Genomic DNA, 25263 nt, shown 5'->3' on the forward strand with positions numbered 1-25263 from the left:
CCCGCGCGACCCTCAGAAGCGGGCCTGGGCGCTGACGCCGCCGCCGACGAAGTCGGGGTTCACGAAGGTGCGCAGGGCGAGCGTGCCCTCGGAGGGGTCGCGCTCCATGAAGGTGCCGTTGTTGTCGCGCACGTACTGGACCCACGCGACCGCGGAGAGGATCCGGCTGATGTCCCACTTGAGGCTGACGCGGGCCTGGAAGATGGGCACGGCGGACCGGTCGTAGGGGAGGATGGACAGGTTGCCCTGCTCGCGCACGACCACGGTGCGCGCGATCGGCGCGCTGTAGAGGTCGAACGACGTCGTCTTGAAGGTGGCGGGGAGCTGGAGGCCCGCGCCGATGCCGGGGGTGAGCCGCGCCGGCGCGATGTAGTAGTCGGCCGCCAGGGCGAAGAACAGCTCGTCGTCGGTCGATGCGCCGCGGGTCTCCGGGATGCTCTGGAAGGGGATGAAGCTCGGCTGGTTGCGCAGCACGAACGGCAGATCGCGGTAGATGCCGGTGACGCTCGCGCGCGCGTACCCCGACTTGAGGACCGCCTGGAGGGCGCCGGCGCGGGCCGCCTGGCGGGTGGTCACGCCCGCGGACTCGAAGTCCTTGAGGTTCTGGTAGAGGTTCGACGCCTCGAGGCTCACGGCCCAGGTGGTCTTGCCCGGCGTGTAGGCCTCGGGCTTGAAGATGACCTGCGGCCGGTCCGGGTCGTTGCGGTAGAGCAGGAAGTCGACCGACTGCGGGATGGGCTCGCCCTTCGTGTGCGCGACGACGCGGGCCGAGGCGCCGTACGTGTAGACCGGCTCGCCCGCGACGTCGGGCCAGTCGAACCTGCCCTGCTGGAAGTAGCCGGCGCCGAGGTCGGCGTGCACGTAGGGGTGGAGATCGACGCCGCCGCCGAGGAGAAAGCCGTAGTTCGTCTGCGCGATGCGGATCTCCTCGACCTCGCTGGTGCCGGGGGTGAGCACCCGCTGGAGCTGCGTGAGGCTCGCGACCTTGAACCCGGCGAAGACGCTGAACCGCTCGGCGTCGAACTGCACCTTCGCGCCGGGCGCGGTGCCGATGATGCGCGGGAAGATCGATTGGTTGATCGACGCGTTCGTGCCGCCCCACGAGATGTCGTAGAGGTAGCCGAGGCGGAACCGGTCGGTGTCGAGGGGCCAGAGCGTGACGCCGAGCCCCGTCTTGCCGTCGGGCTTGCCGTCCGTGTGATAGAAGGCGCGGATGAACGAGCCTGCGTCGTAGAGCGCCTGATTGACGTTGTTGCTGTTCCTGGACAGCGAGGCGAGGTCGATGCGGAGGACGAGCGAAGCCTCGGTGTCCAGCCCCTCGATGAACCCCGGCATCTTCTTGTAGAGCGCGAGGTGCGTCAGGTTCTCGCGCCCGCTGAAGCGGGAGTTGAGGTTGTCGAAGAAGAGCCGGTATTGCTTGCGATCGCCGATGCTCACGTTCGGCGAGATCGGCTGCGCCTGGCCGGTGTCGTGGAGCACGTCGTCGTCGCCGAACGTCCAGGTGAGGCGCGTGTCCATGGCGTCGCCGACCCGGACCGGCGGCTCCTCGGCCGGGATCGTCACGCGGGGCTCGACCCGCGGCAGCGCGGTCGCGGCCCCGGCCTCGGCCGCCGGCGGCAGGGCGCCGGGGGCCGGGAGGGCGCCGGCGGGCAGCGCCGCGGCGGGCAGCGCCGCGGCGGGCGGCGCCGCGGCGGCGGGCGGCGGCGCCGCGGGCTCCGGGCCCAGCGCGCCGGGGGTCTGGACCGGGGCGGCGGGCCCCGGAGTCGGCGCGGGGGGGATGTCGGCCGGCGGCGCGGGCGCCGCCGCGGGCGCGTCGGGGGTCTGGGCGGGCGCGGCGGGCGCCGGCGGGGCCTGACCGGGGGCCGGCTGGGGCTGGCCCAGCGCCGGCGGGGCGAGGGTGAGCAGCAGGGCCGCGGAAACGGCGGGGGCGAGGAGCGCGCTTCGGTGCATGGCGGGCGGTGGGCTTCCTTGGGGCCTGGGGGATCCGAGGGCGCGGCGCGGCCGCGAGGGGGAGGCGGCGGCTAGTTGGTCTCCGCGTCGTTGTCGTTGAGGCTGCGCAGCCGCACGCAGGCCTCCGTCGAGGGCTTCGCGGCCGGCGCGCAGCCGGGCGCCTCGCAGACGAGATCGTCCGGGCAGCGGGCCTCGATCGTCCAGTTCAGCGAGCCGCCCGAGAAGTTCCGGAGCGTGCCCGTCACGGCCTCGAGCGCGCGGCCCCGGTGGGACGTCGGATCGAAGGCGCTCACCGTGCCCGTCTGGATCTGGATCATGCTCGACCCGTCCGTGACCTTGTAGTTGCCGCGCGCGGAGTAGCTCGTCCACTCGCTGCACTCGGGGTCGCGCGAGCACGCGTTCGCGCAGCTCCCCTCGGTCCGGCTCTCGAAGTCGACCTGGCCGTCGCCGTTGAGGTCGCAGCTCGACTGCTCCGGGGCGAAGACGTTGTTCCGCGCGGGCTTCGGGCCGAAATTCTTGCTGATGTGGACGCCCTCGACGCGCACGAGCCCGCTCTCGAGGCGCTCCATGGCCGAGGGGTCGGCGATCGTCCGCGCGTCGAGGACCGCGGGCTCCGGGACCGGGCACGGCTCTCCCTCGTGGAACGGCGCGATCTCGTAGGACGGGAACGAGAGCTCGGTGAAGCCGAAGAACTCGTTCACGGTGCCGGCGAGGTACTGGAGCCGATCGCAGACCCGCATGTTGGCGGGGGTGTTGAAGTTGTACGCGAAGAGGTGGTTGTACCCGCCGTCCTGGCCGGTCAGATCGGTGACGTAGAAGCCGTCGCTCGCGACGCGCGTGACGACGACCTCCTGGGGCGCGGCGGTGTCGATCTGGATCCCCTCGAACGCGTACGGCGTCGCCGAGCCGCCCCCCTGGACGTCGGCGACGCGCGGCAGGGCGTAGGCGACGGGCTTCGACGCGCCGGCGCTGAAGGTGCCGCCCTCCTCGCTGTCGTCGTCGGCGAACGCGCACCCGGGGTCGGCGGGGAAGTCGATCAGCACGTCGCCCGGCGCGTCGTCGTTCTCGCCGTTGGCGCACGCGGGCAGGCCGCCCCGGGGCGCGGGCGCGTAACCGACGTCCTCGGCCCAGAGCCGGGCGGGCCCGTAGACGGCCGTCACGTGGACCACGCCGGTCGCGACGCCGCCGCGAAGGCGGACGTTGCGGCCGACCGCGAGGTCCGCCTCGTCGGCCGCGACGTCGACCACGGCCCCGGGCTCGACGCTGAGCCGGACCATGCCGTCGAACGGCGCGCGGCGACCGGCGGGGTCGCGCGCCTCGATCCGGAACGACCAGGCGTCCACCGAGTCGCCGCGGTTGGCCGGGAGGGGCGCCTCGGCGGAGGGCGGCGCCGCCCCGTTCACCTCCACGATCTGGACCCAGAAGCTCGAGACGCCCCGCGGCGGGCCGGCGTCGCTGCCGCACCCGGCGAGCGCCGCGGCGAGGAGGGCCGCCTGGAGCCGCGCCCGCGGCGTCACTGGCCCACCATCCGCAGGCGGCCGTCGGAGAAGTTGCCGAGCCGCCGGTCGACGCACGCGAGGTACTTGCACTGCTCGCCGGCGGCGCTGCACGGGGCGAGCGCGCTCTCGCACTGCTGCCGCAGCTCCGGGGTCGGCGCCCTGGCGCAGACGTCGCGCTGGTAGGCGGCGACGTCGTCGCGGCAGCGCGCGAGCACGCACGCGCCCTCGGCGCACGGCGCGCCGCCGGTCTTGCACACCGGGCCCTCGACGACCGACTCGGGGCACGCGCAGACGTAGCCCTCGCCCACGCCGGCGCAGTCGGCGTCCCGCTGGCACGACGCGAGCTCGCCGCGGTCGTCCGCGCCGCACGGGCGGCCGGCGCGGATGTAGTCGATGAGCGCGTCGCGCTGCTGCACCTGGGTGTCGAACTGGGTCGTGTTGCGCTGGAGCACGCGGAACCCGCTGCCGCCCTGGGCGAGGTAGTTCGACGTCGCGAGCTCGTAGGTGGCGATCGGGTCGATCGGCTGCCAGCACCGGTTCGCCTCGACGTCGCAGCTGCCGGTGAGGCCGCCCGGGCAGTCGGCGTCGCCGTTCGGGCACGCGATCGGCGGGTCGTGCGCGCCGATGTAGACGTGGGTCGCCACGCCGGGCGCGGCGCCCTCGGAGGCGCGCGCGGCGCAGTCGATGACGACCCGCGCGCCCGCGATCTGCGCCTGCGACACGCACCCGCGGCCGCTCGAGCGGCGCGCCACGAAGTCGAACAGGTCCTGCACCTCGAGGCCGGAGAGCTGCATCTTCGAGATCGAGTTGTCGAAGGGGAAGATGTTGAACATCTGCTCGACGGTCACCGGGCCGGGCACGAGGTCGGCGCGGATGCCCGTCGTGTTGGTGAGGGCGAAGTCGGTCTGGATGCCGAGGCGCAGCCACATCGCCGCGGCGATCAGGTTGCCGAGCGGCGAGTCGCCGCCGCTCGTGGAGACGCGGCGCGAGCCGTCGAGCGCGTAGCCGACCAGGAGGTCGAGGTTCGCGAGCGCGTCGAGCCCCTGCGCGTACGGCTCGAGCACCGAGGCGACGATCGGGTCCGCCGGCACGCTCTCGGTCACCGGGAAGAGCTCGTACCGGTTCGAGAGCACCTCGTAGCCGTTCAGCGGGTCGTAGTCGGCGCCGAGCTCCGAGGGATCCTTGGACAGCACGAGGTCGAGGCGGCCGACGAACTTCGCGAACGCGCCGGAGTGCGCGAGGACCACGTCGCGCGGCGTGCAGTAGCGCCGGCGCTTCTCGCCCGCCTCCGGGGAGCGCTCGTCGTTCAGGAGGATGTAGTGGCGCTGCTCCGCCTCGTCGTAGTACCGCGAGCAGTCGCGGACGCGCTTCGGCGGCTGGAGCACGATGTGGTTGTGCCCGCCGAGGACGACGTCGATGCCCGTCGTGGTCTCGATCATCCGCTCGTCGACGTCGAGCCCGAGGTGGGTGACGAAGACGACGACGTCCACGGTGGGGCGGAGCAGATCGACGTAGAACTGCGCGACCTCGGTGGTGTTCAGCGGCGTGACGCCGAGCCGGTTCGGCGCCTCGAAGATCGACGTCAGGCTGGAGAGGTTGCCCATCCCGACGACGCCCACGCGCAGGCCCTCGAGGTCGAAGACCGTGAACGGCTGCAGGATCGCGCCGAGCGGCGAGGCGCCGGGCTGCGCGGGGTCCTCGAGGAGGTAGTTCGCCGCGAGGATGGGGAAGCCCGCGTTCTGCTGGAGCTGCACGCCGAGGTTCAGCGCGCCGCGATCGAACTCGTGGTTGGCGACGATCATCGCGTCGACGCCCATCGCGCCGAGGGTGCGGATCTCCGCCTCGCCCGAGTAGAAGTTGAAGATCGGCGCCCCCTGGAAGCAGTCGCCGCCGTCGAGGTGCAGCACGCGCGACGAGCGCGCGCGCTCGCGGCCGATGATATGGGACATGCGCGCGGCGCCGCCGACGTTGGCGATGGAGGTCGCCTCGCCGAGGCCGAGGCCCGCGTCGACCTGGCCGAGCTGCAGGTTGTACGGGAAGAGCCGCGAGTGGATGTCCGACGTGTGGAGCAGGGTCAGGTGCGCCTGGCCCACGAGCCGCGTGGGCGGCTGCTCCTGCTCGCAGCCCGCCGCGCACAGGCCGAGCGCCGCCGCGCCGACAGCGAGCGCGCGCGTCGCGTGCGTCACGCGCGACGCGGCCGGCGCCGCGGACGAGCGCGCCGCCGCGCCGCGCGCCGGTGAGAGGGGAGCCTCGGGGGGCCGCGTCGTCGCCCCCGGCGCCGCGCCCATGGCTTTACGGGACTTCATGAAGCGGCTTCACGCTAGGAAGCCCTCCCCGCGAGCTCAAGCGAAAAGGAGGTGAAGACGGCGAGTCCGTCGACCTGCGGCGCGGGTCACCGCGCGCCGCGCTCTCCCGAGCGCAGGCCGGTCACCGCGCCTCGCGCTCTCCGGTGAGCAGGTCGTAGAGGCCCGGCGCGAACGCCGCGGCGACGCAGCACTCGACCTCCTCGGCCGTGGCGCAGGCGAGCGCCTCCGCCGCCACCGCCTCGGCCTCGGCGACCGTCACGCGCCGGAGCGTCTCCTTGATCTCCGGGATCGCCGCCGCCTCCATCGAGAAGTCGCGGAGGCCGAGGCCGAGCAGGAGCAGCGCGGCGAGCGGGTCGCTCGCCATGGCGCCGCAGAGCGAGACCGGGCGGCCGTACTCCTGGCCCGCCTGGATCACCTTGGTGATCAGCCGGAGGATCGACGGGTCGAAGGGCGAGGCCAGGTACGCGAGCGAGCGGCTGGTCCGGTCCACCGCGAGCGCGTACTGGATGAGGTCGTTCGTCCCCAGGCTGAGGAACGCGGCCTCGCGCGCGAAATGGTCGACCATGATCGCGGCCGCGGGCACCTCGATCATCACGCCGAGCGGGATCTCGTCGGCGCAGGGCTGGCCGCGGGCGCGCACCTGCTCCTGCGCGCGGCGGAGCATCTCGCGCACCTGCCGGAGCTCGCCGAGGCCGGCGACCATGGGGATCATGATCCGCACGTCGCCGTAAGCGGAGGCGCGCACCATGGCGCGGAGGTGCTCGAGGAAGACGTCGGGGCGCGAGAGCGCGAGCCGGACGGCGCGGAGGCCGAGCATCGGGTTCATCTCCGGCGGCACCTGGAAGGTGGAGACGAACTTGTCGCCGCCGATGTCGAAGGTGCGCAGGGTGACCGGCTTCGGGCGGAGCGCCTCGACGACGGCGCGGAAGATCTCGAACTGCTGGTCCTCCGAGGGCGGGGACGTGCGGTCGATGTAGAGGAACTCGGTCCGGTAGAGGCCGATGCCGTCGGCGCCCTGGTCGCGCGCGAGGATCGCCTCGGCCGGGAGCTCGACGTTGGCCCGGAGCGACACCTTCACCCCGTCCTTCGACTCGGCCGCGCGGTGCCTGGACTCCGAGAGCTCCTTGGCGAGCGCGACGTGGCGCTCGGCGCGGGCGCGCGCCTCCGCGAGCTCGACGGGCCCGGGCCGGACGACGACCGTGCCGCGCAGGCCGTCGATCACGACGACGTCGCCCGTGATCACGCGCTGGAGCACGTCGCTGACGCCGACCACGGCCGGGATCTCCAGCGCGCGGGCCATGATGGAGGTGTGGCTCGTGCGGGTGCCGACCTCGGTGACGAAGCCGACGACCGGCTCGTCGACCATGGCCGCGGTGTCGGCCGGCGAGAGGTCGTGCGCGATGAGGATGGTCGGCCCGGAGAAGCGCGGCAGCGCCGCGCCGAACGTCGCCGGCATGGCGATCGAGTTCTGGAGCTCGATGAGGCTGCGGGTGGAGAGCGGCCCGGTGTCGCGCGAGGACGGCGGCTCCTGGGGCGGGAGGGTGAAGGCGCGCAGCAGGCGCTCGCCGACGAACATGACGTCGTGGCTGCGCTCGCGCAGGTACGGGTCGTCGAGGGCGGCGAAGCGGCCGGCGATCGCCTCGCACGCGGCCGCGACGGCCCACTCGGCGCAGCGCCGCTCCTCGGTGACCTGGCGCCTCACGGCGTCGGCGAGCGCCTCGTCGCCGAGCATCAGGAGGTACGCTTCGAGGATCGACGCCTCGGCGCGGTGGTCGCCGAGGCGCTTCGCCATGTCGCGGAGCTCGTCCTGCGCGCGCTCGACCGCGGTCTCGAAGCGCTCGAGCTCTGCCCCGATCTCGCTGGAGCTGACGCGGCGGCGCGGGTGATCCGTCCTGTGCCCGCCGATCACGACGGCGGCGCCGATGGCGACCCCGGGCGATCCGGAGATGCCCCGCAGCGTCTCGGTCCGGGCGCCTGGCGGCATCGAGTCGCCGCGGGCGCCGGGCGCCCCCGAATCGCCGCGGGCGCCGGGCGCCCCCGAATCGCCGCGGGCGCCGGGCGCCGCCGGGTCGCCCCGCGCGCCGGGCGCCATCGCGTCGCCGCGGGCGGCGTCCGCCGGGACGGCGTGATCGCCCGGAGCCTCCGCGGAGAGCGCCCCCCGGCCGGGCGTCACTCGTTCTCTCCGAAGCGTGAGGCGATCAGCTCGCCGATGGCGGAGACCGCCTCGCCGGCCTGATCGCCGGTCGCGTGGACCTCGATCTGGGTGCCCATCGAGCCGCAGAGCAGGAGCACGCCCATCACGCTCTTCGCGTTGGCCGACTGCCCGTCCGGCCCGGTCAGCGAGATGTCGCAGTCGTAGCGGCCCGCGAGCTGCACCAGCTTCGTCGCGGCGCGCGCGTGCAGCCCGCGCACGTTGATGATGGTGAACCGCCTCGTCACCCCCTCGATCGTCACCGCTCGCCCCCCGTCACGCTCTTGTCCGTCGGCGGGCGCGACTCCGCTGCGGCCGCCCCCGGCTGCAGCCGCCGGAAATCCACGCTGGGCGTCCCCGCCATGCCCTCACCCGCCCCGGAGGGTACTATACTACTGCTCGCCCGGGCGACGTCCCGGTGCACGACCGTGATCGGGAGGCCCGTCTTCCGCCGCAGGCTGTCGCTGAGCACGTTGGTGAGCACGACGGAGCGGTGCCGGCCCCCGGTGCACCCGATGCCGATCGTGAGGTAGCTCTTCCCCTCGTCGGCGTAGCGCGGCATGCAGAACGAGAGCAGCTGCTCGGTCTTGCTGATGAACTCGAGGGCGTCCGCGTTCTTCAGGATGTACTCCCGCACCGGCTCGTCGTTGCCCGTCAGCTCGCGCAGGCCGTGGACGAAATACGGGTTGTCGAGGAAGCGGACGTCGAAGAGCAGATCGGCGTCGAGCGGAATGCCGTACTTGTAGCCGAACGAGATGAACCGGGTGGACATCCGGGGCAGATCGACCTTGGCCGGGCGCAGCCGCTCGAGGACGGCGCGGCGCAGGTCGTGCGTCGACAGCCGCGTCGTGTCGAGCTCGATGGTCGCCCTGGCCCGCAGCGACGCGAGCCGCTCGCGCTCGAGGAGCACGCCGTCGAGCATCGCGATGGCGCCGCTGCCGCCGGTCGTCAGCGGGTGCGGCCGCCGGGTCTCGCTGAAGCGCCGGAGCAGCGTCTCGTCCGAGGCGTCGAGGAAGAGGATCACCACGTCGCGGCCGACCCGGATCGAGTCGAGCGCCGCCGTGGCCCCCGCGAGGAACGAGCCGACGCGGACGTCGATGCCGAGCCCGATCCGGTTGATCCCGCCCGCCTCGCACGCCTCGACCGCGGGCCGGACGAGCGAGGTGGGCAGGTTGTCGACGCAGAAGAAGCCGAGATCCTCCAGGGCGTGGAGCGCCGTCGACTTGCCGGCGCCCGACAGGCCCGTGACGACGACGACGCGCGCCGTCGCGCCGTCGGACGGCGGCTGGACGGGCGGCAGCGGGTCGGGCGCGCCGCTCACCCTCGCCTCCTCGGCCGCGGCAGGCTCACGGACGACTCCGTGGCGACGAACCCGGTGCCGGGCCGCTCCGGCGGCCTCCCCCGCTCCACGGGCTGCCGGAAGGCGCTGCTCGGCGGGCTCTGCACCTCCACGCCGTGGCCGGGCCGCGGCGGGCGGGGCGGGCCGTGCGGCGGCGCGCCGCGCGGGGCGCCCTCCTCCGCGAGCCGCACCGGCGGCGGGACCGACGACTCCTCGGCCGGGCGCTCCCGGAGCAGCTCGCCCTCGACGTTGCCGAAGAACTCGCGCGCCGCGTGGAACCCGGCGTTCTTCAGGAGCTCGTTGCGGGCGGCGACCTCGAGGATCGACGCCATGTCGCGGCCGGGGCGCACCGGGATGACGAGCTCCCGGATCTTCACGCCGAGGATGGTGTGGTACCGCTCGTCGAGCCCGAGCCGGTCGTACTCGGTGTCCTTCGACCACTCGACAAGCTTCACCACGACGTCGATCCGCTTGCGCTCGCGGATCGAGGTGACGCCGAAGAGGTCCTTCACGTTGAGGATGCCGAGGCCGCGCACCTCGAGGTGGTACCGGAGGAGCTCGGCCGGCGCGCCGAACACCATGCCGGGCGGGCGGTAGTCGCACTCGACGGCGTCGTCGGCCACGAGCCGGTGGCCGCGCATCACGAGGTCGAGGGCGCACTCGCTCTTGCCGATCGCGCTCGACCCCATGAGCAAGAGGCCCACGCCGAAGACGTCGACGAGCACGCCGTGCAGGCGGATGCGCGGCGCCAGCCGGTCGTCGAGCAGCGCGTGCAGGGCGGTGATCGTGACGCTCGACCGCACCGCCGAGACGAGGAGCGGCGTCCCGCTCTCCTCGGCGCACTGCGCGAGCTCCGGCACGGGGACGAAGCCGACGCCGGAGCCGTTCACGTCGAACGGCTGGTCGCCCTGCGTGAGGATGACGCAGCACAGGCCGAGCTCGAAGAAGCCGCGCAGCGACAGGAGCCGGTCCTCGCGGGAGAGCTTGTGGAGGAACGAGAGCTCGGTCTGCCCGAGGATCTGCACCCGCGTCGGGACGATGCCGTGGAAGTGGCCGACGAGCGCGAGCCCCGACTTCTGGATGCGGGTGTTCATGATGGGCCGGTCGAGGCCCGCGGCGCCGGCGATCAGCGTGAGCTCGATGCCGAGCCCGTCGTCGGCCATGAGGCTCCGCACCGTGAGGGCGGGGCGCTCGAGCCGCCCCGCGCCGGTCGCGGGGGGCACCCGGCCGCCCCCTTCGCCTTCCTGTGTACTGCCGCGCGAGCTGCTCATGACACCGACCTCCCTTCCTCGGCGGCGATGAGCTCGAACGCCGCCCGCCCGGTCGAGGCGCCGAGCAGCCGCCTTCTGAACGCCTCGTCCCGCAGGAGGCGGGAGATGCGCGCGAGCGTCTTCAGGTGCTCCCCGGTGGCCCGCTTCGGCCCGATCACGGCGACGAGGATGGACACCGGCGCCCCGTCGATCGCGTCGAAGTCGATCGGCTTCGGGCAGAGCAGGACGGCGCCGATCAGCCGATCGACGCCCTCCATGGCGCCGTGGGGGATGGCCACGCCGCTGCCGACGCCGGTGGACTGCAGGCGCTCGCGCTCGGCGAGCACCCGCTCGATGTCCTCGCTCTTGACCCCCTGCTGTCCTGTCGCGAGCAGGGCGGCGAGCCGGCGGAGCGCGTCCGCCTTGGAGCGGACGACCCCCTCCTGCTCGCTGGCGACGGATACCTGGTGCGCGGTCAAGATGTCGCAGACTTGCATGCTGATTTCGGCGCTCGGCGAGGTGAGAGGGCTCTTTTGTGGCGCACGGGTACGGGCGGCGCGGCGCTCGGCCAGGGCCAGGCGCACCGACGTGCCATCGTACCCTGGGGACCTCGGGTACGCGACTCAAGGACGCTATCGCGGCCGGCGTCCCTGGAGGGAGCGATCTTCGCGCCGCGGCGCGGGCAGCAAGCGCCTCGGGCGGGTCGCCCGCGTGCGCGCAGCTCCCCGCGGGAGGCCGCCGCCACGACGGCGAACGTGGAGGCTCACCCGCGGCAGGCAACCGCCGCCGCGGCGGGCGCGCAGCTCCCCGCGGGCGGTGGCCGGATTTGAACATGAAGGCGGGAAGGCGGGAAGAAAAGATCAATGATCTTCCCGCCTTCCCGCCTTCATGGGAATCGCTCCGGGGCAAATTGGGCCATCACCTCCCCGCGGGAGGCCGCCGCCGCGACGGCGAGCGCGGCGGCTCAGGCCTCATTTCGCCGCGCCGCCGCGCCGCCGCGCCACCTCATGGCGCGCGCGGCGGCTCGGATCGGGCGCGCTCCGCCGCCCCGGCGGCGGAGCGCGGCGGCTCAGGATCGACCGCGTCCGGCGGCTGCGGCTGCCACCGCTTCCCGCTCCACCTCGGCGGCGTACTCGCCGGCGCTCGTCCCGCCGCGCTTCCGCGCGATCGTGCTCCCCTTTCCATCGCGGATCTGCCGTTCCAGCTTGTCGTGGACCGTGTCGATCGACGCGTACATGTCCTCCCCCCGCTCGGTGGCCTGGAACGCCAGGCTGCCGGAGGAGATGCGGACGTCGGCGACGTGCATCAGCCCCTCTACGGAGAGGGTCACCTGCGCCGTCATCGCCTGCCGAAGAAATTTCTGGAGCTTGGCGACCTTCTCGTGAGCGTATTTTTTGACGGCCTCGGTACCCACCATGTGCCGGAACGTGATCGTGATGTTCATCGGGCCAGCCTTCCTTCCCTGACGCGTAGAGGAAACAATCGACTACGGATACAGAGCTCCCCTCCATCTCGATAATAACACTGACGTAGAGCTCCGGTCTGCCCTCAACGGCGCAGCTCCTTCGTTTTGTTTGCCTCCCTTTCGGTCTGGCTCTGTGCCGCGTCTTGCCGCCTCTCCCGCGTCTTGCCGCGCTGCGCTGTGTCCGGCGCGGCCTGCGTGCGTCCTCTTCAACAAGTCTTGGCGCGCCCCGCTTGTTCCAGGGCCCGGCGCACCGTGTGCGGGGCATGGCCAGAGGCCAGCGCGATCTCGCCGATCGTGGGTGTGCGCCCAAGCTCGGCCGCGAGCCGCCTCGCGCTCGCGAGGACGGCGCGGAGCACCTCGACGTCGCCCGCGTCGAGCGGCTCGGCCACCCGGAGCCCCTCGGACTCGAGCTGGTCGATGATGTGCTCCACCTCCTCGTACGACACCGGCCGGCGGTCGATGACGTCGGCGATGTCGTTGAGGTCCACCCGGCCGGTCGACCGATGGCGAGTAAGGAGCTCCTGGATCATGTCGTCGATGACAGGCCGCACGGAGCTAGGGTGCCACCTTCGCGCAGACCGCGCACGCGCGCCTCGCCCCGGCGCATGGCCTTCGGCGCGGGGCCGGCCGGACGTCCCGAGCCCGTCCCCCGCGCAGCCGCTGCGGCCCGGTCGCGCGGGAGCCCTGAACCACCGGCTCGCCGGCGCGCGGGCCGCCTCGTCCCCCCGTCGAGGACGCCGCGCCCGGCGTCCGTCCTCACCTCGTCTCGTCGGCGTCGGCTCATCGGTGTTGGCGTCCGCACCGGCTCAACGACGTTTCCGCGAGGATTCGAGGAGGTATGATAGATACCGGGCCGTCATCGACCGGATACAACTCAGGAGATCTCTCTATGCGCTGGGCTCCTCCCAAATCGCGATCGCGTTATGCGATCCGCGACCATATCGAGGCGAACCTCGATCCGGTCCAGGATCATCAGGAGATCGCGTTTCTCTCGACCTGCTATGATTTTCCGTGGGACACGCACCGCGCCCTCGAGCTCGCGCTGCTCCGCGTCTTCGGCATCGCGAAGAGCACGCCGCTCCTGGTGCAGACAGGGGAGCTCCTGCAGCGGACCCAGAAGCGCTACGACGACACGGTCCTCATCCTCTCGGAGATGCTGGAGAACGGGTACGACAGCGAGCGCGGCCGGGCGGCGCTGCGGCGCATGAACCAGCAGCACAGGCGCTACACCATCCCGAACGACGAGTACGTGTACACGCTGTCGACGTTCATCTTCGAGCCCATCCGCTGGAACGAGCGCTTCGCCTGGCGGCCGCTGCTCGAGAAAGAGAAGCTCGCGGCGTACCACTACTGGAAGCAGGTCGGGACGCTCATGAACATCCGCGACATCCCGCCGAGCTACGAGGCGTACGAGCGCTTCACCGTCGAGTACGAGGCGGAGCACCTGCGATTCTCGGAAGACAACCGCAGGCTCGCCGTCGCGGCGCGCGACCTCATGCTCGGCTGGATGCTGCCGAAGGCCCTGTGGCCGCTCGGGGCGCAGGTCATCCACGCGATCCTCGACGACCCCCTGCTCGACGCGCTCGGGCTGCCGCGGCCGCCGCCGGCGCTGCGCCGCGTCGCGGAGGCGGCGCTCCGCGCGCGTGGCCCGCTCCTGCGCGCGATGCCGCGCCGGCGCTCGCCGCACCTGCTCACCAAGATGAAGAGCCGCACGTACCCGGACGGCTACCGCATCGAGGACCTCGGCGCGCGCTGACCTCGGCGCGCGTCGATCGCGGATCGCGGCGCGCGTCGATCGCGGCGCGCGTCGATCGCGGCGCGCGCCCTCGGGGACACCGCGTGCCCTTCAGGGCAGCTGGCGCCGCAGGAACTTGAGCGCCTCGCGCGCCGCCGGGTTCACCGGCTCGTAGACGTCGGGGGATTTCCGGAGCGGCGCGCCGATCGGAGCGCCGGGGCGGGCGCCGAGGATGCGCTCGACGTCCTCCAGGAGCGATTGCATCGAGTCGAAGCGGTTGCCGGGCAGCTTGCGGAGCGCGGTGGCGACCAGCGCCTCGAGGCGCCGGTCGATGCCGGGGCGGATCGCGCTCAGCCGGGGCGCCGGGGCGCAGGCGTGCTGGGCGACGACCACCACGTCGTCCGGCGAGGAGAAGGGCAGCTGGCCGGCGAGCATGCGGAACATCGTGACCCCGAGCGCGTAGACGTCGGTGCGGCCGTCGACCGGATCGGCGAGGGCCTGCTCCGGGGCCATGTAGGGGACGGTGCCGAGCACCAGGCCGGCCGCGGTCACCGGGCCCGATCTCACCTTGGCGAAGCCGAAATCCATCATCTTGAGCACGCGCGGGCCGCTCGAGGAGCGGACGAGGAACATGTTGTCCGGCTTCACGTCGCGGTGGACGATCCCGGCCGCGTGCGCGGCGGCGAGCGCCGACGCCGCCTGACGTATCAGCGGCAGCGCGACGGCCTCGCTCACGGCCACCTCGCGGCGGAGCAGGGCGCCGAGCGACTCGCCGGTGAGGAGCTCGAGCACGATGAACGGAGACCCGTCCTTGCGCTCGCCCGCGTCGAGGACCCGGATGATGTTGGGGTGCCCGAGCTCGGCCGCCACCTCGAGCTCGCGGAGGAACCGCTCGCGCTGGGTCCGGTCCGCGGCGAAGTTGCGGTTCAGGATCTTGACCGCGACCTGCTCCTTCGTGTGGCTGTCCACCGCGAGGTACACGCGCGACATCCCGCCGGCGCCGATGAAGCCCTGGATCACGTACCGATCCTCGAGGACGGCGCCGAACTGCCGCGTCGGCTGCGCGGGCTGCGCGGCCGACAGGGACTGGACCAGGCGCGCGCCGTCGTCAGGGCAGAACGCGTACGAACGGTCGGCGTAGCCGCGGTGGCAGCGCGGGCAGATCATGGGCGCGCGACATGATGGCGGCGCGGGCGGGGATCCTCAAGGGACATGCGCCCCGGCGAGCAATCGTGCGTAAACCAACATGAAACAAAACGGACGCACGCGGAGCGACACGGACCCACGCGGACCAGCGCGGAGCGCATGAAACAATTGAAACATGTGGAGCGTGACGGTGACGGCGGTGACGACGATGACGACGGGACGCGCGGCGCGCGCTTCGTCGAGGCCGCGATCTACCGTCCCGGGAGGTAGATCGCGGCGCTGACCTCGACTATGCGTGCAACTTTCCTGGACGGACGCGAACCACCCCGAGCCCGAGAGACAGAGCCCGTGACCTCACAGAAGCATCCTGCGACCCTCATCCCCGGCGATGGTATCGGCCCCGAGATCGTGGAGGCGACGCTGCGCGCCCTCGACGCGCTCGGCGCGCCTTTCGAATGGGAGACGTGCGTGGCCGGCATGGCCGGCGTCAAGGAGTCCGGCGATCCCCTGCCCCGGGCCACGCTCGACAGCATCCACCGCACGCAGCTCGCGCTGAAGGGGCCGCTCGAGACGCCGATCGGCGGCGGATACCGCTCCTCGAACGTGCGCCTGCGGCAGGAGTTCAAGCTCTTCGCGAACGTGCGGCCCGCGCGCACGCTGATCCCGGGCGGCCGTTACGAGAACATCGACATCGTGCTCGTGCGGGAGAACCTCGAGGGCCTCTACGTGGGCTTCGAGCACTACATCCCGATCGGCAGCGACGAGCACGCGGTGGCGATCGGCTCCGGCGTGAACACCCGGGTCGGCTCGCGCCGCATCGCCGAGTTCGCCTACGACTACGCCGAGAAGAACGGCCGCAAGAAGGTCACGATCGTCCACAAGGCCAACATCATGAAGGCGCTCACCGGCATCTTCCTCGAGACGTCGCGCGACGTGAGCAAGGCCTTCGAGGGCCGCGTGGCGACCGACGAGCGCATCGTGGACGCGTGCGCGATGCAGCTCGTCCTGAACCCGTGGCAGTTCGACGTCATCGTCACGACGAACCTGTTCGGCGACATCCTCTCGGACGAGATCGCGGGCCTCGTCGGCGGCCTCGGCATGGCGCCCGGGGCCAACATCGGCCAGAACGCCGCCATCTTCGAGGCGGTGCACGGCTCGGCGCCGGACATCGCCGGCAAGGGCGTGGCGAACCCGATCGCGCTCATGCTCGCCGCCGCGATGATGCTCGACCACGTCGGCCGCCGGGATCTCGCCGAGCGCCTGCGCGCCGGCATCGACGGCGCGCTGAACGTCGACGGGGTGCGCACCCGCGATCTCGGCGGCAAGGCGGACACGAAGGCGCTCACCGACGCCATCGTGGCGCGCATCAAGAACGGCTGAGCGGCGCTCGGGACCTCGCGTGAGCAGGCGCGGCGGAGGTCGCCGCCGGCGCGCCGCGGGCGCGGCGGAGGTCGCCGCCGGCGCGCCGCGGGCGCGGGATCAGCCGCGCTGGGGCGCCTCGGAGAGCGGGAGCGTGAAGTGGAACGACGTGGTCTCGTCCGGCTCGCTCCGCGCCCAGATGCGGCCGCCGTGCGCCTCGATGATGCCCTTGCAGATGTAGAGCCCGAGGCCCGTGCCGGGCAGGTTCCTCCTGGACGGGCCTGACGTGAGCCGCTGGAAGCGCTGGAAGAGCTTCGGCAGCTCGTCCGGGTGGATGCCCGGCCCGCGGTTCTCGATCGCGACCTCCACCTCGGCCTCGCGGCGCGAGAGCGTCACCCGGGTCGGCGCGCTCGGGTCGCCGTACTTGGCGGCGTTGAGGAGGAGGTTTCCGACCACCTGGTCGACGCGGGCCGCGTCCGCGTGGACGAGCGGCACGCCCTCGTCGGCGGCGAGCACGACGGCGCGCTCCGGCCGCTCCATGTTGGCGAGATCGACGGCGGCGCGGAGCTGGGCGCAGAGGTCCATCGGCTGCCGGTCGAGGGAGAAGCGGCGCGCCTCGAGCTTGGAGGCGTCGAGCAGGTCCTCGGCCATCCGCTCGATGCGCTGGACGCTGGCCAGGATCTTCCGGCTCCAGCCCCGGATGTCGGCGGCCTCGGATCGCCGCGACAGCATGCCCGCGCACGCGGTGATCGCGGTGAGCGGCTGCCTGAGGTCGTGCGCCACGATGGAGAGCCACTCCTCGCGGAGCCGCTCGCGCTCGATGAAGTGGGTGACGTCCTCGTAGCTGGCGATGGCGCCGAGGATGGTGCCATGGTCGTCGCGGACGGGGCCGGCGCTCACCACGACGGGGATGTGGCTCCCGTCGCTCCTCCGGAACCACAGCTCCTCGCAGGTCATTCCCTGGCCGCGCGCGGCGCGGACGAGGGGCATCTCGTGGTGCAGGAGGGGCCGACCGCCGGGCGCGCAGAGGAGCGCGCGCCCGGCGGACCTGGGCGTCGCGAGGGGGTGCGGGCCGTCGCAGAGCTGCTCGCAGCGGCGGCTCGCGAGGAGCGAGCGGCCGCCGCGCTCGTCGAAGACGGCGATCGCGACGGGGAAGTCCGCGATGATGCTGCGCAGCCACTGCTGCTCCGCCGCGAGGCGGGCGTTCGCCTCGTGGAGCGCGGCCTGGGCGTCGCGGAGGAGCGCCTCGGCGCGCGGCTCCGCCTCCGCCGCCCCTGCGCCCGCGGCTGCGGCGACGGGCGCGCGGCCGGGCTCTCGCTCGTCGCGCGGTTCGCCCTCGCGCTCGGCGGAGGCGAGCGCGAGGGCGAACAGCGCGACGAGGGCCTGGACGCGCGGGAGGAGCTCCGCCGCGGGCGCGCTGCGGCCGCCGAACGCGCAGGTGAGGACGCCGAGCGGCCGCTCGGCGGCGAGCAGCGGGGCGGCCAGCACCCAGCCGACCTCCAGGCAGGTCGCGATCGCGCGCACGTCGGCGAAGCGCTCGAGGGCGGCGTCGTCCGCCGCCGCGTGCTCGATGCGGCGGCTCTCCGCGGCGCGCAGGGCGAGGGACGGGGTGCTCGTGAGATCGCCGAGCGCCCCATGGAGCGCGCCCGGCACGCCGGAGGAGGCGAGCAAGCGGATCGCGCGCACGCCGTCTGCGGGCGCGCGCGCGTCGTGGAGGAGCGAGAGGTCGGCGCCGAGCAGCCGGGCAGCCTGCTCGACGATGGTGTCGTGGATCTGCCGCGGATCGCGCTTCCCGGAGAGCGCGGCGGACGCCGCGACGATGGCGTCCGCGAGCGGGGCGGCGGCCGCAGCAGGCTCTCCGTGGATGCCCGGGACCCGGTCATGCGCCGAGATCGTCGTCATGCGTCCCTCCGTCTTTTGCCTAGCACCTGTGGAGGGCGGGCGGTGCCGCTCGAGCGGATGGCACGTCGAAGCGATGGGGCGGTGAGGCCGGCGCGAGCGAACGAGCGTGCAGACTGAGCGGGTGAGCTGCGCGGACGGGCGAGCGGGGGTGTGCGGCGCGCGCCGCCGGCGGCCGGTCAGCGGGAGGGATCGAAGCGGCGTTTTGCCCAGCTCACGAGCGGGCTGTTGTCCCGGGTTCGCGCGGCGCCGGGCGCGCCGCGGCGCTTCCGCCAGTCGCCCTCGCGGACGCGGCGGCACCCTGCGGCCTGTTCCATCGAGAGGAGGTAGGCCTGGGCTTCCCGGCCGTCGGCGAGGCGCACGGCGGCGCGCCGGTGCAGGATCGGGTGGCCCCGGTGCACGTCGAGCGCGGCGAGCGCGGCGGGCGCGATGGCGTAGAGCTCGCCGGTCACGGCGACGAGCCCGCCCTCGACGAGGGCGCCGCTCGTGCCCAGGTCGACGAGCGCGTACTGGGGGGTCGTGGTCGCCGCCCCGAGCGGGCGGGCTGCCGCGAGCCACTCGTGCTGGTCCTCGCCCTTCATGAGGTTGTCGTAGACGAAGAGCGCGATCTCGCTGGTGGTCATCGGGCGTGGTCCTCGCGACGGGCTCGGCGGCCCGGCAGAGACCCTCGCAAAGGGCGGGGGCGGGCGCAAGGTCGGCCGGGAGGGCGCGGGCGGCGCGCGGGGGAGCTGCAGCGCCATGGGAACGTTGCACCTGTGTTCCGGGGGAGCTGCGACTCGGGTGTGGCGCTCGGACGAGGGGTCGGTGCAGCGATGAGGGGAGATGGATCGGTGGCCTTATGGCCGTCCCGTCTGCGCGTGGGCAGAAGCGCGCCTCGCGTGCGTCGATCTTCGCCACGACCCACCTCGCCGTGGGACGAGGCGCCCACGCGATTGTCGCGCGAGACAGCGCGGCGACACCACCGCAGTCGCTCGGTGATATCGTCTCCTGATGGAACGCCCCAGCCGCGTGATCGCGACGCTTCTGCTCCTGCCCCTATGGACCGCGACCGCATGCGAGGCCACGACGGCCGCGATGCCGGGTGCCGCGCAGCAGGACGCAGCGCGCGAGCTTCCGGCGCGCCGTGGAACGTGGGCGTGTGGTTTTCCCGAGGAGGCAGAAAAGAACGCCATCGACGAGGGCACCGCTGTCGTGAGGGTTTACGTCGAGCTCGACGGCTCTCCCCGACAGGCCATGGTCCTGCAGGACTCTGGCCACGGCTTCGGATCGGCCGCAGCCGAGTGCGCAATGACGAAACGTTACGTGCCGATGAAAGACCGGTATGGATCGCCGATCCCTGGCTGGACGCCGCCAATCACCGTCCGCTACGTCAAGAAGCCGCAGCCCTTGACCGCTCGATAATCCGTCGCCCGCAGCGTGAGCTGCCGTGGGGCACCACCTCGGCGTGCAAGCCCGCGGTGGAGGGACCGCCGCCGGCGTGCAGCCCACGGTGGGGGGACCGCCGCCGGCGTGCAGCCCACGGTGGGGGGACCGCCGCCGGCGTGCAGCCCACGGTGGGGGGACCGCCGCCGGCGTGCAGCCCACGGTGGGGGGACCGCCGCCGGCGTGCAGCCCACGGTGGGGGGACCGCCGCTGGCGTGCAGCCCGCGGTGGAGGGACGCGCCTTGGCCGTCGGCGTGCCCCCCCGCGCCGCAGACGTGCTGTGCGCTTGTCGAGACACGGAGACGGCGATACCCCGGCTGGATGACCAAATCCGCATTTCTCGCCCGCCGGCTCACGCCGAGCGGGTGTATCATTGCAGGAACCAAGCTCACCGCTCACCGGGAGGCGTTGAAATCGAAGAAGATCAAGCTATCTGCCAAGGTCGATGCGGCGGCCCAGTCCGTCATCGCGGCGACCGAGGTCATCGCGGCGCTCGGCGGCACCGACGCCTCGATGGTCGCGATCGACCGCGGCGCGGATCGCTGCATCGGCGCGTTCAACGGCCAGCTCGACGCCATCGAGCGCGCGTTCGATCATGACGGCATCCTGCCGCTGACCGAGGACGAGGCGGCGCGCCGCGGCGACGCCCTGCTGGTGCGCTCCGAGGTGCTCTCGGCGGGCATCGATTTCGTCCGGCTCGTCCATTCCCAGCAATGGGTGCGCATGAGCGCGATGATCAAGGCGCTCGAGCGCAAGGACGTGAAGGCGGCGGTGGAGCGACTCGGGCTCTCGGCCGAGGTGGGCCGGCTGCGTCGCTGGACCGAGCTGTACGGTCAGAAGCTCGGCGTCACCGAGGCGAAGAGCGCCGACCCGGCGCTCAAGGCGGTGGAGGCGTGGCACGAGGCGTACGGCACGCTCATGGTCCAGGTCCACGCCGAGTACGACGACGACCGGGACGAGACGCACGCGCTCCTCCGCGACCGGCTGCTCTCGCCGTACGAGGACGCGGCGGAAGAAGCCCGGCGCGCCGAGCAGCGGTCCCGCGCCGCCAGCGCCAGGAAGAAGGCCGAGCCCAACGAGCCCGAGCCGATGTGAGCGCCCTCTCGATCCGCTGACATCCACCGTCCTGCGGGTCGTCCTCGCGCGCGTGGCGACACGACCTCGTACGGCAGAAGCTCGGGTCGATGCCGGTCGGCATTGTGGGCCAGGGGACGCTCGGTTTGCCCCGATCCGCGTGTGCTCCGCGATGACCTTGCGGACTCGCGCACGCTCCGCATACAGTCGAGCAACTAGCAATGGCAGATGACGAGCTGGGGGAGACCGGGCGGCTCAGGGCGGAGATCACGGAGCTGCACGCGCGCGTACAGGAGCTGGAGAGGGCGCTCGCGGAGCGGTCGAGCGGCCCTGCGGCCGAGGGAGCAGCGCCGCGCGGCGCGGCGACCGAGGACGCTCACGCCGCGCTCGCCGCGCTCTCGTGGCTGCTCGCGCCGGAGCCAGCGCAGATCCGCTGGCGCCCCGATGGCACGGTGACGCGGTGGAACGATGGCGCCGAGCGCGTCTTCGGCTGGGGCGGGGGCGAGGCCGTCGGTCGCGCGCTCTCCGACCTCGTGGCCGCAGATCCCGTGTCCCCGGACGCGGTGCGCGCGCTCATGCGCGACTGGGCGGAGAACCGGTTCGCCTCGGTCACGAGCGAGGGCAGGACGAAAGACGGGCAGGCGCGCCTCTGCCGGTGGACCTACGCGGTGCTGCGCGACGACGACGGCGCCGCCCGCGAGATCGCGGCGATCGTGGAGGACGCCGGCGCCGCGCCGTGGAGGGAGCACGCGCTGCTCGGGCGGCTTCAGCTGCTGCTTCAGCTGGTGGACCACTCGCGCGACTCCATCTTCATCAAGGACATCGACGGGCGATATGTCTTCACCAACCGCGCTCACGCGGAGGTCTATCGGAGGCACGTCGTCGACGTCATCGGCAAGAAGGAACATGATTTGAGCCCCCTGGCCCCCGAGGCCACGGACGAGGTCGTGGCGAGGGAGCGCGACGTGCTTACCGGGGGGAAGGCGATACAGTGCGAGGAGGTCCTGCTGCTCGGCGACACGAGCATCCATTTCTCCACGGTCAAATTCCCCATCTTCGACGGGCGTGGCGAGCCGATCGGCCTCGGCGGCGTCGTCACCAACACCACGACGCTGAGGCACGCTGAGGCCGAACGGGCCGCGCTGCAGGAGAAGATCATCGCCGCCCAGCAGGCCGCCCTACGGGAGCTGTCCACGCCGCTCATCCCGATCGCCGACCGGGTGGTGGCGATGACGCTGGTGGGGACGATCGACACCGCGCGCGCGGCGCAGATCATGGAGACGCTGCTCGCCGGCATCAGCAATCACGGCGCCCACACCGCGATCCTGGACGTCACGGGTGTACGCGCGATCGACACGCACGTCGCGGACGCCTTGACGCGGACCGCGCGCGCAGCCCAGCTGCTCGGCACCCGCGTGGTGCTCACCGGCGTCGGTCCGGACGTGGCGCAGACGCTGGTCACGCTCGGCGTGGATCTGTCCGGCATCACCACGCTCGGCACCTTGCAGAGCGGCATCGCGTACGCCCTCCGCCACACGGCGCGTTCGCGACAAGCAGGTTGACTCCGTCCGAAAGCGCAGTATCTCGGACCACCGCCGATTCGACGGTGTCGGGCTCGGCTCGTCCTGTCGTGCGGTGTCGACGACATCGCTGCGAGCCGCTTCGCCCCCGATCGCTCCGCGATCGGATGAACCGCCCCCCTTACACCACCGTAGCGCCGGCGGGAGGGTCAGCGCGGCGGGGGCGGGTGGGCGCGGCGAGCACCGACCGAGGTGCCATAAGGTCCCCGAGGGCTCAGCGCTCCAGGCGCGCCTTGTGTGGCGCGCAACATAACGTCCCAGCTGGCATGGCCCGAAGGGAGACATGCCGGGCGGTGTTCTCAGCGCAAGCTCCCACGCCGCCCGTCTTGGCGGATGGCCGAGCGCCCACCCGCCCCCGCCGCGCTGACCCTCCCGCCGGCGCGGGCCCCCGCGCGGGCTCTACCAGGTGACCACGAACTGCAGCGCGTCCGGCCCTCGCACCTCCACGGCGATGGTCGGCTTGGCCCCGTATCCCATGACGAGCGCCTCGAAATTCCCGAGCGGGTATTCCAGCATCCCGCGGAAGCTGCCGATGTCGATCTGCACCTCCGACGGCCCCAGCTGCCGCGCCCTGGCCGACGGCCCCTTCACGAGCGCGCCGAGGCTGCCCGTGTAGCGCATCAGCGCGGCGCCCGGGTCGGTCGCCAGGTGCATCGTGATCCGACCGAGCGCGCTCTCCCGGAACGCCGCGACCTGCTGCCGCGCCAGGCGGCGGTAGGCCTCGCGCGAGCTCCGGTTCGGGTGCGAGAGCCGGGCGGCGGCGTCGTAGACGCGCAGGAAGTCGCGCATCGGATAGTCCGAGAACGGCAGGTAAAGCCCGCCCCGCGGCGGGCTGGACAGCGTCGTCACCACCTGCGCGAACCGTTCCCCGAGCGTCGCCGCCAGCGCGTTGAAGAACATCCCCTTCATCGCGTAGAACTCGGGGACCGCCGCCACCACGGCGTCGATGTCGATGTTGCCGAGGAGCGGATCGGACGGACGCACCTCGAAGGACGCACCGTTCGGCCCCACGAGCGGCCCCTCGGCGGCCGGCGCGCTCGCCGGCATGACGCTTCGAGGCACGGTGCGCATGACACCGCTCCTGGGAATCGGCGTCTCGTTGGCTTGCCGGCGGTGGTCGCTGCGGACCTCTTTCATATGGGAGCTCGCGGCGAAAAAAATCTCAACAGGGCCGCTTGCGGCAACCACCGCAGCGGAGGGAACGCTCCCGACGCTGCAATGGCCATGCCGCTCGATTCAGGAACGAGTCGCCGCACGAACAAGGGGATTCACGGCGGATTTCCCTTGCATGGATGAAACGCCGCTTCAGCGCTGCAACCGGGGCCGATGGCCAGGACGGTACCCACCTCCACGCCCGCGACGAGCGCGCGTGTGCAGAGACACATCCGCGAGCGTCCTGGCCGAAGGAACACCGCGTCAAACGGGCCATCTGCGCACCGGCAGGCCGATCTCGCGGAGCTCCGCCGCGCGCAGCGGGAGCTCCTCGGCCATGAAGAGCTCGTCGCGCTGCGGCGGCTTCGCCCGCTCGACCTGAACGTGATCGCTGCGCAGAATCTGCACCTCGCTGTCCGGGGCTGCGTCATCGGAGCGCGGCTCGCGGGCTGCGATGAGCCGGAGCGGCCTCTCGCGGCGCCTTGTGCAGCCCGGCCACGCGCGCTGCGCCAGGCGCCACGTCTCCTGACAGCACGCTGTCAGGAGGGGCGCCGTAGGTTGCCGGAGCGCGTGGGCGGAAGACCCGCGAGGAGGCTCTGATGAAGACAGGATTGGGTGGCGTGATCGTCTATGTGCCCGACGCGGTGGAAGCCGCGGCGTTTTACGAGCGCGCGTTCGGCTTCGAGCGCAAGTTCGTCGCCGACGGCAACGACTACTGCGAGATGCAGGGCGACGTGCCGCTCGGGTTCGTGCGGGAGGAGTTCGTCCAGCAGCACCTGCCCGAGTTCGTGAAGAACCGGCCCGGCGCGCGTCCCGCTGGGTTCGAGATCCTCGTGACCAGCAAGGACGTCGACGCGGCGTTCGCGCGCGCGGTCCAGGCCGGCGCCGCGCCCGTCGCGGAGCCCCACGACATGCCCTGGGGCCAGCGTGTCTCCTACGTGCGCGACCTGAACGGCGTGCTCGTGGAGATCTGCTCGCCGTGGTCCGCCCCATGAGATCGACCGCTGCGCCGCGGCAGCGCCGTCGCCGCGACGCAGCGCGCAGCCGGCCTGGGGGTGCGCCCTGTCACCTGACGGCGATCTCCTGACGGGCACCTGCGGCAAGTCCTTGCCGCCCCTGACCCGGCCTGCTTAACCTCCGCGCGTGAACGCGAACGGCCGGACACGGGTGCACCTGCTCGTGGCAGCAGCGCTCGCCCTGCTTGCGGTCGGCCCCTCGGGGCTCGACGGCGGGCCCGTCGCCGAGGCGAAGGAGGCCGCGCGGGGCAAGAGCAAGAACAAGAAGACGACGCAGTACGAGTGCCGCGTGCAGAGCCCGCAGAAGTTCCTGAAGCGGCGTACCTTCGTCCAGAAGGGCATGCTCAACCCGACGAAGCACGCCAAGGCGGTCCGCTACCTCGCCGAGCGTTACGGCCACGTCGAGACCGAGGAGACGCGGCGCTACAACTCCGAGAGCGCCCACGCCCAGGCGAAGACCGTGCAGTTCATGGGTCTGCCGGTCTCCATCCACGAGAAGATCGCGCCCGCGCTCCACTGCGTGGAGAAGCGGATCCGCGCGACGTGCTCCAGCAAGTCCCGCCGCTACACGCCGCGCGCGGTCGGCGGGTTCCGCACGGCGAACAGCTACCGGGGCGCGGAGATCTCGAACCACCTGTTCGGCATCGCGATCGACATCGATCCTGACCGGAACCCGTGCTGCGGCTGCGTCGATCCGTGGCCCACGAGCCCGCTGTGCCAGGAGAAGAAGCGCACCGCGTACGAGCGCACGTCCCTCTCCCGCTGCTGGATCAAGGCGTTCGAGCGCTACGGCTTCGACTGGCTGGGCCACGACGACCTCGAGGACACGATGCATTTCGAGTTCCTCGGGAATCCCGACCGGTTCATCAAGAAGTAGCGC

At 72.4% G+C, this 25263-nt stretch carries 22 protein-coding genes; 7 read left to right on the forward strand and 15 right to left on the reverse strand.

The features are described from left to right. Positions 1 to 12: 12 nt before the first annotated feature. The 10 genes from WME98_RS05975 to WME98_RS06020 all read right to left on the reverse strand — a co-directional run bounded on the left by WME98_RS05975 (position 13) and on the right by WME98_RS06020 (position 12551). Complete coding sequence (locus WME98_RS05975) at positions 13 to 1950, reverse strand: hypothetical protein (protein ID WP_437950393.1); 1938 nt, start codon at positions 1948 to 1950, stop codon at positions 13 to 15. Positions 1951 to 2021: 71 nt separating this feature from the next. Beyond that, complete coding sequence (locus tag WME98_RS05980) at positions 2022 to 3467, reverse strand: hypothetical protein (RefSeq protein ID WP_437950394.1); 1446 nt, start codon at positions 3465 to 3467, stop codon at positions 2022 to 2024. Beyond that, positions 3464 to 5755, reverse strand: coding sequence for a bifunctional metallophosphatase/5'-nucleotidase (locus WME98_RS05985; protein WP_437950395.1), 2292 nt, complete (start codon positions 5753 to 5755; stop codon positions 3464 to 3466). Before WME98_RS05985 ends, WME98_RS05980 begins: the two co-directional genes overlap by 4 nt. 121 nt (positions 5756 to 5876) lie before the next feature. Continuing rightward, positions 5877 to 7928: a phosphoenolpyruvate--protein phosphotransferase gene (gene ptsP, locus WME98_RS05990; RefSeq protein WP_437950396.1), complete on the reverse strand. Its 2052-nt coding sequence runs from the start codon at positions 7926 to 7928 to the stop codon at positions 5877 to 5879. Next, on the reverse strand, positions 7925 to 8209 hold the full coding sequence (locus tag WME98_RS05995; RefSeq protein ID WP_437950397.1) for an HPr family phosphocarrier protein: 285 nt from the start codon (positions 8207 to 8209) through the stop codon (positions 7925 to 7927). The genes ptsP and WME98_RS05995 overlap by 4 nt, the downstream gene beginning before the upstream one ends. After that, positions 8206 to 9267, reverse strand: coding sequence for an RNase adapter RapZ (gene rapZ, locus WME98_RS06000; RefSeq protein ID WP_437950398.1), 1062 nt, complete (start codon positions 9265 to 9267; stop codon positions 8206 to 8208). The genes WME98_RS05995 and rapZ overlap by 4 nt, the downstream gene beginning before the upstream one ends. Beyond that, positions 9264 to 10556, reverse strand: coding sequence for an HPr(Ser) kinase/phosphatase (hprK, locus tag WME98_RS06005; protein WP_437950399.1), 1293 nt, complete (start codon positions 10554 to 10556; stop codon positions 9264 to 9266). The genes rapZ and hprK overlap by 4 nt, the downstream gene beginning before the upstream one ends. Next, positions 10553 to 11032, reverse strand: coding sequence for a PTS sugar transporter subunit IIA (locus tag WME98_RS06010; RefSeq protein WP_437934796.1), 480 nt, complete (start codon positions 11030 to 11032; stop codon positions 10553 to 10555). Before WME98_RS06010 ends, hprK begins: the two co-directional genes overlap by 4 nt. A 572-nt stretch (positions 11033 to 11604) precedes the next feature. After that, positions 11605 to 11979 (reverse strand): ribosome hibernation-promoting factor, HPF/YfiA family, encoded by a 375-nt coding sequence (hpf, locus tag WME98_RS06015; RefSeq protein ID WP_061627433.1) that lies wholly within the window; start codon positions 11977 to 11979, stop codon positions 11605 to 11607. A gap of 227 nt (positions 11980 to 12206) precedes the next feature. Then, the gene (locus WME98_RS06020) at positions 12207 to 12551 is read right to left on the reverse strand and encodes a sigma-70 domain-containing protein (RefSeq protein WP_437950401.1); all 345 of its coding nucleotides are present in this window, start codon (positions 12549 to 12551) and stop codon (positions 12207 to 12209) included. Between the two features lie 338 nt (positions 12552 to 12889). On the opposite strand from WME98_RS06020, the gene WME98_RS06025 reads away from it, so the two are divergent. Further along, positions 12890 to 13756, forward strand: coding sequence for an oxygenase MpaB family protein (locus WME98_RS06025; RefSeq protein WP_437950403.1), 867 nt, complete (start codon positions 12890 to 12892; stop codon positions 13754 to 13756). 90 nt (positions 13757 to 13846) lie between these two features. On the opposite strand, the gene WME98_RS06030 is transcribed toward WME98_RS06025, so the two are convergent. Then, positions 13847 to 14902 (reverse strand): serine/threonine-protein kinase, encoded by a 1056-nt coding sequence (locus WME98_RS06030; protein WP_061627432.1) that lies wholly within the window; start codon positions 14900 to 14902, stop codon positions 13847 to 13849. Positions 14903 to 15229: 327 nt separating this feature from the next. Between WME98_RS06030 and WME98_RS06035 the strand changes: the two genes are divergently transcribed. Next, complete coding sequence (locus WME98_RS06035) at positions 15230 to 16261, forward strand: isocitrate/isopropylmalate dehydrogenase family protein (RefSeq protein WP_437950405.1); 1032 nt, start codon at positions 15230 to 15232, stop codon at positions 16259 to 16261. Between the two features lie 99 nt (positions 16262 to 16360). On the opposite strand, the gene WME98_RS06040 is transcribed toward WME98_RS06035, so the two are convergent. Both WME98_RS06040 and WME98_RS06045 read right to left on the reverse strand, forming a co-directional pair. Beyond that, on the reverse strand, positions 16361 to 18142 hold the full coding sequence (locus WME98_RS06040; protein WP_437950406.1) for an ATP-binding protein: 1782 nt from the start codon (positions 18140 to 18142) through the stop codon (positions 16361 to 16363). A 176-nt stretch (positions 18143 to 18318) separates the two neighbouring features. Further along, a complete protein-coding gene (locus WME98_RS06045; protein ID WP_020738752.1) occupies positions 18319 to 18762 on the reverse strand; it encodes a gamma-glutamylcyclotransferase family protein in 444 nt (147 codons plus the stop codon). A 385-nt stretch (positions 18763 to 19147) separates the two neighbouring features. Between WME98_RS06045 and WME98_RS06050 the strand changes: the two genes are divergently transcribed. The 3 genes from WME98_RS06050 to WME98_RS06060 all read left to right on the forward strand — a co-directional run bounded on the left by WME98_RS06050 (position 19148) and on the right by WME98_RS06060 (position 22197). Next, positions 19148 to 19540: an energy transducer TonB gene (locus WME98_RS06050; protein WP_437950409.1), complete on the forward strand. Its 393-nt coding sequence runs from the start codon at positions 19148 to 19150 to the stop codon at positions 19538 to 19540. Between the two features lie 342 nt (positions 19541 to 19882). Next, on the forward strand, positions 19883 to 20656 hold the full coding sequence (locus tag WME98_RS06055; protein WP_437950411.1) for a phosphoenolpyruvate--protein phosphotransferase: 774 nt from the start codon (positions 19883 to 19885) through the stop codon (positions 20654 to 20656). 200 nt (positions 20657 to 20856) lie between these two features. Then, on the forward strand, positions 20857 to 22197 hold the full coding sequence (locus WME98_RS06060; protein WP_437950413.1) for a PAS domain-containing protein: 1341 nt from the start codon (positions 20857 to 20859) through the stop codon (positions 22195 to 22197). Between the two features lie 417 nt (positions 22198 to 22614). Here the strand turns inward: WME98_RS06060 and WME98_RS06065 are convergent, their stop codons facing one another. Both WME98_RS06065 and WME98_RS06070 read right to left on the reverse strand, forming a co-directional pair. After that, the gene (locus tag WME98_RS06065) at positions 22615 to 23286 is read right to left on the reverse strand and encodes a DUF2378 family protein (protein ID WP_437332555.1); all 672 of its coding nucleotides are present in this window, start codon (positions 23284 to 23286) and stop codon (positions 22615 to 22617) included. A 345-nt stretch (positions 23287 to 23631) separates the two neighbouring features. Then, entirely contained in the window at positions 23632 to 23775 is a 144-nt protein-coding gene (locus WME98_RS06070; protein ID WP_437950415.1) for a hypothetical protein, read from the reverse strand. Between the two features lie 191 nt (positions 23776 to 23966). On the opposite strand from WME98_RS06070, the gene WME98_RS06075 reads away from it, so the two are divergent. Then, complete coding sequence (locus tag WME98_RS06075) at positions 23967 to 24362, forward strand: VOC family protein (protein ID WP_437950417.1); 396 nt, start codon at positions 23967 to 23969, stop codon at positions 24360 to 24362. Between the two features lie 148 nt (positions 24363 to 24510). Next, positions 24511 to 25260, forward strand: a complete 750-nt coding sequence (locus tag WME98_RS06080) for a M15 family metallopeptidase (protein WP_437950419.1) — start codon at positions 24511 to 24513, stop codon at positions 25258 to 25260. The last annotated feature ends 3 nt before the right edge of the window (positions 25261 to 25263 follow it).

The organism is Sorangium sp. So ce296 (assembly GCF_051529605.1).
Lineage (GTDB): Bacteria > Myxococcota_A > Polyangia > Polyangiales > Polyangiaceae > Sorangium > Sorangium cellulosum_D.

Bases quoted from the DNA above. Each gene is read 5' to 3' on its own strand.
- WME98_RS05975 (WP_437950393.1), bottom strand. From the start codon at position 1,950: ATGCACCGAAGCGCGCTCCTCGCCCCCGCCGTTTCCGCGGCCCTGCTG.
- WME98_RS05985 (WP_437950395.1), bottom strand. From the start codon at position 5,755: ATGAAGTCCCGTAAAGCCATGGGCGCGGCGCCGGGGGCGACGACGCGG.
- hprK (WP_437950399.1), bottom strand. From the start codon at position 10,556: ATGAGCAGCTCGCGCGGCAGTACACAGGAAGGCGAAGGGGGCGGCCGG.
- WME98_RS06010 (WP_437934796.1), bottom strand. From the start codon at position 11,032: ATGCAAGTCTGCGACATCTTGACCGCGCACCAGGTATCCGTCGCCAGC.
- hpf (WP_061627433.1), bottom strand. From the start codon at position 11,979: ATGAACATCACGATCACGTTCCGGCACATGGTGGGTACCGAGGCCGTC.
- WME98_RS06025 (WP_437950403.1), top strand. From the start codon at position 12,890: ATGCGCTGGGCTCCTCCCAAATCGCGATCGCGTTATGCGATCCGCGAC.
- WME98_RS06030 (WP_061627432.1), bottom strand. From the start codon at position 14,902: ATGATCTGCCCGCGCTGCCACCGCGGCTACGCCGACCGTTCGTACGCG.
- WME98_RS06040 (WP_437950406.1), bottom strand. From the start codon at position 18,142: ATGACGACGATCTCGGCGCATGACCGGGTCCCGGGCATCCACGGAGAG.
- WME98_RS06045 (WP_020738752.1), bottom strand. From the start codon at position 18,762: ATGACCACCAGCGAGATCGCGCTCTTCGTCTACGACAACCTCATGAAG.
- WME98_RS06055 (WP_437950411.1), top strand. From the start codon at position 19,883: ATGACCAAATCCGCATTTCTCGCCCGCCGGCTCACGCCGAGCGGGTGT.
- WME98_RS06060 (WP_437950413.1), top strand. From the start codon at position 20,857: ATGGCAGATGACGAGCTGGGGGAGACCGGGCGGCTCAGGGCGGAGATC.
- WME98_RS06065 (WP_437332555.1), bottom strand. From the start codon at position 23,286: ATGCGCACCGTGCCTCGAAGCGTCATGCCGGCGAGCGCGCCGGCCGCC.
- WME98_RS06075 (WP_437950417.1), top strand. From the start codon at position 23,967: ATGAAGACAGGATTGGGTGGCGTGATCGTCTATGTGCCCGACGCGGTG.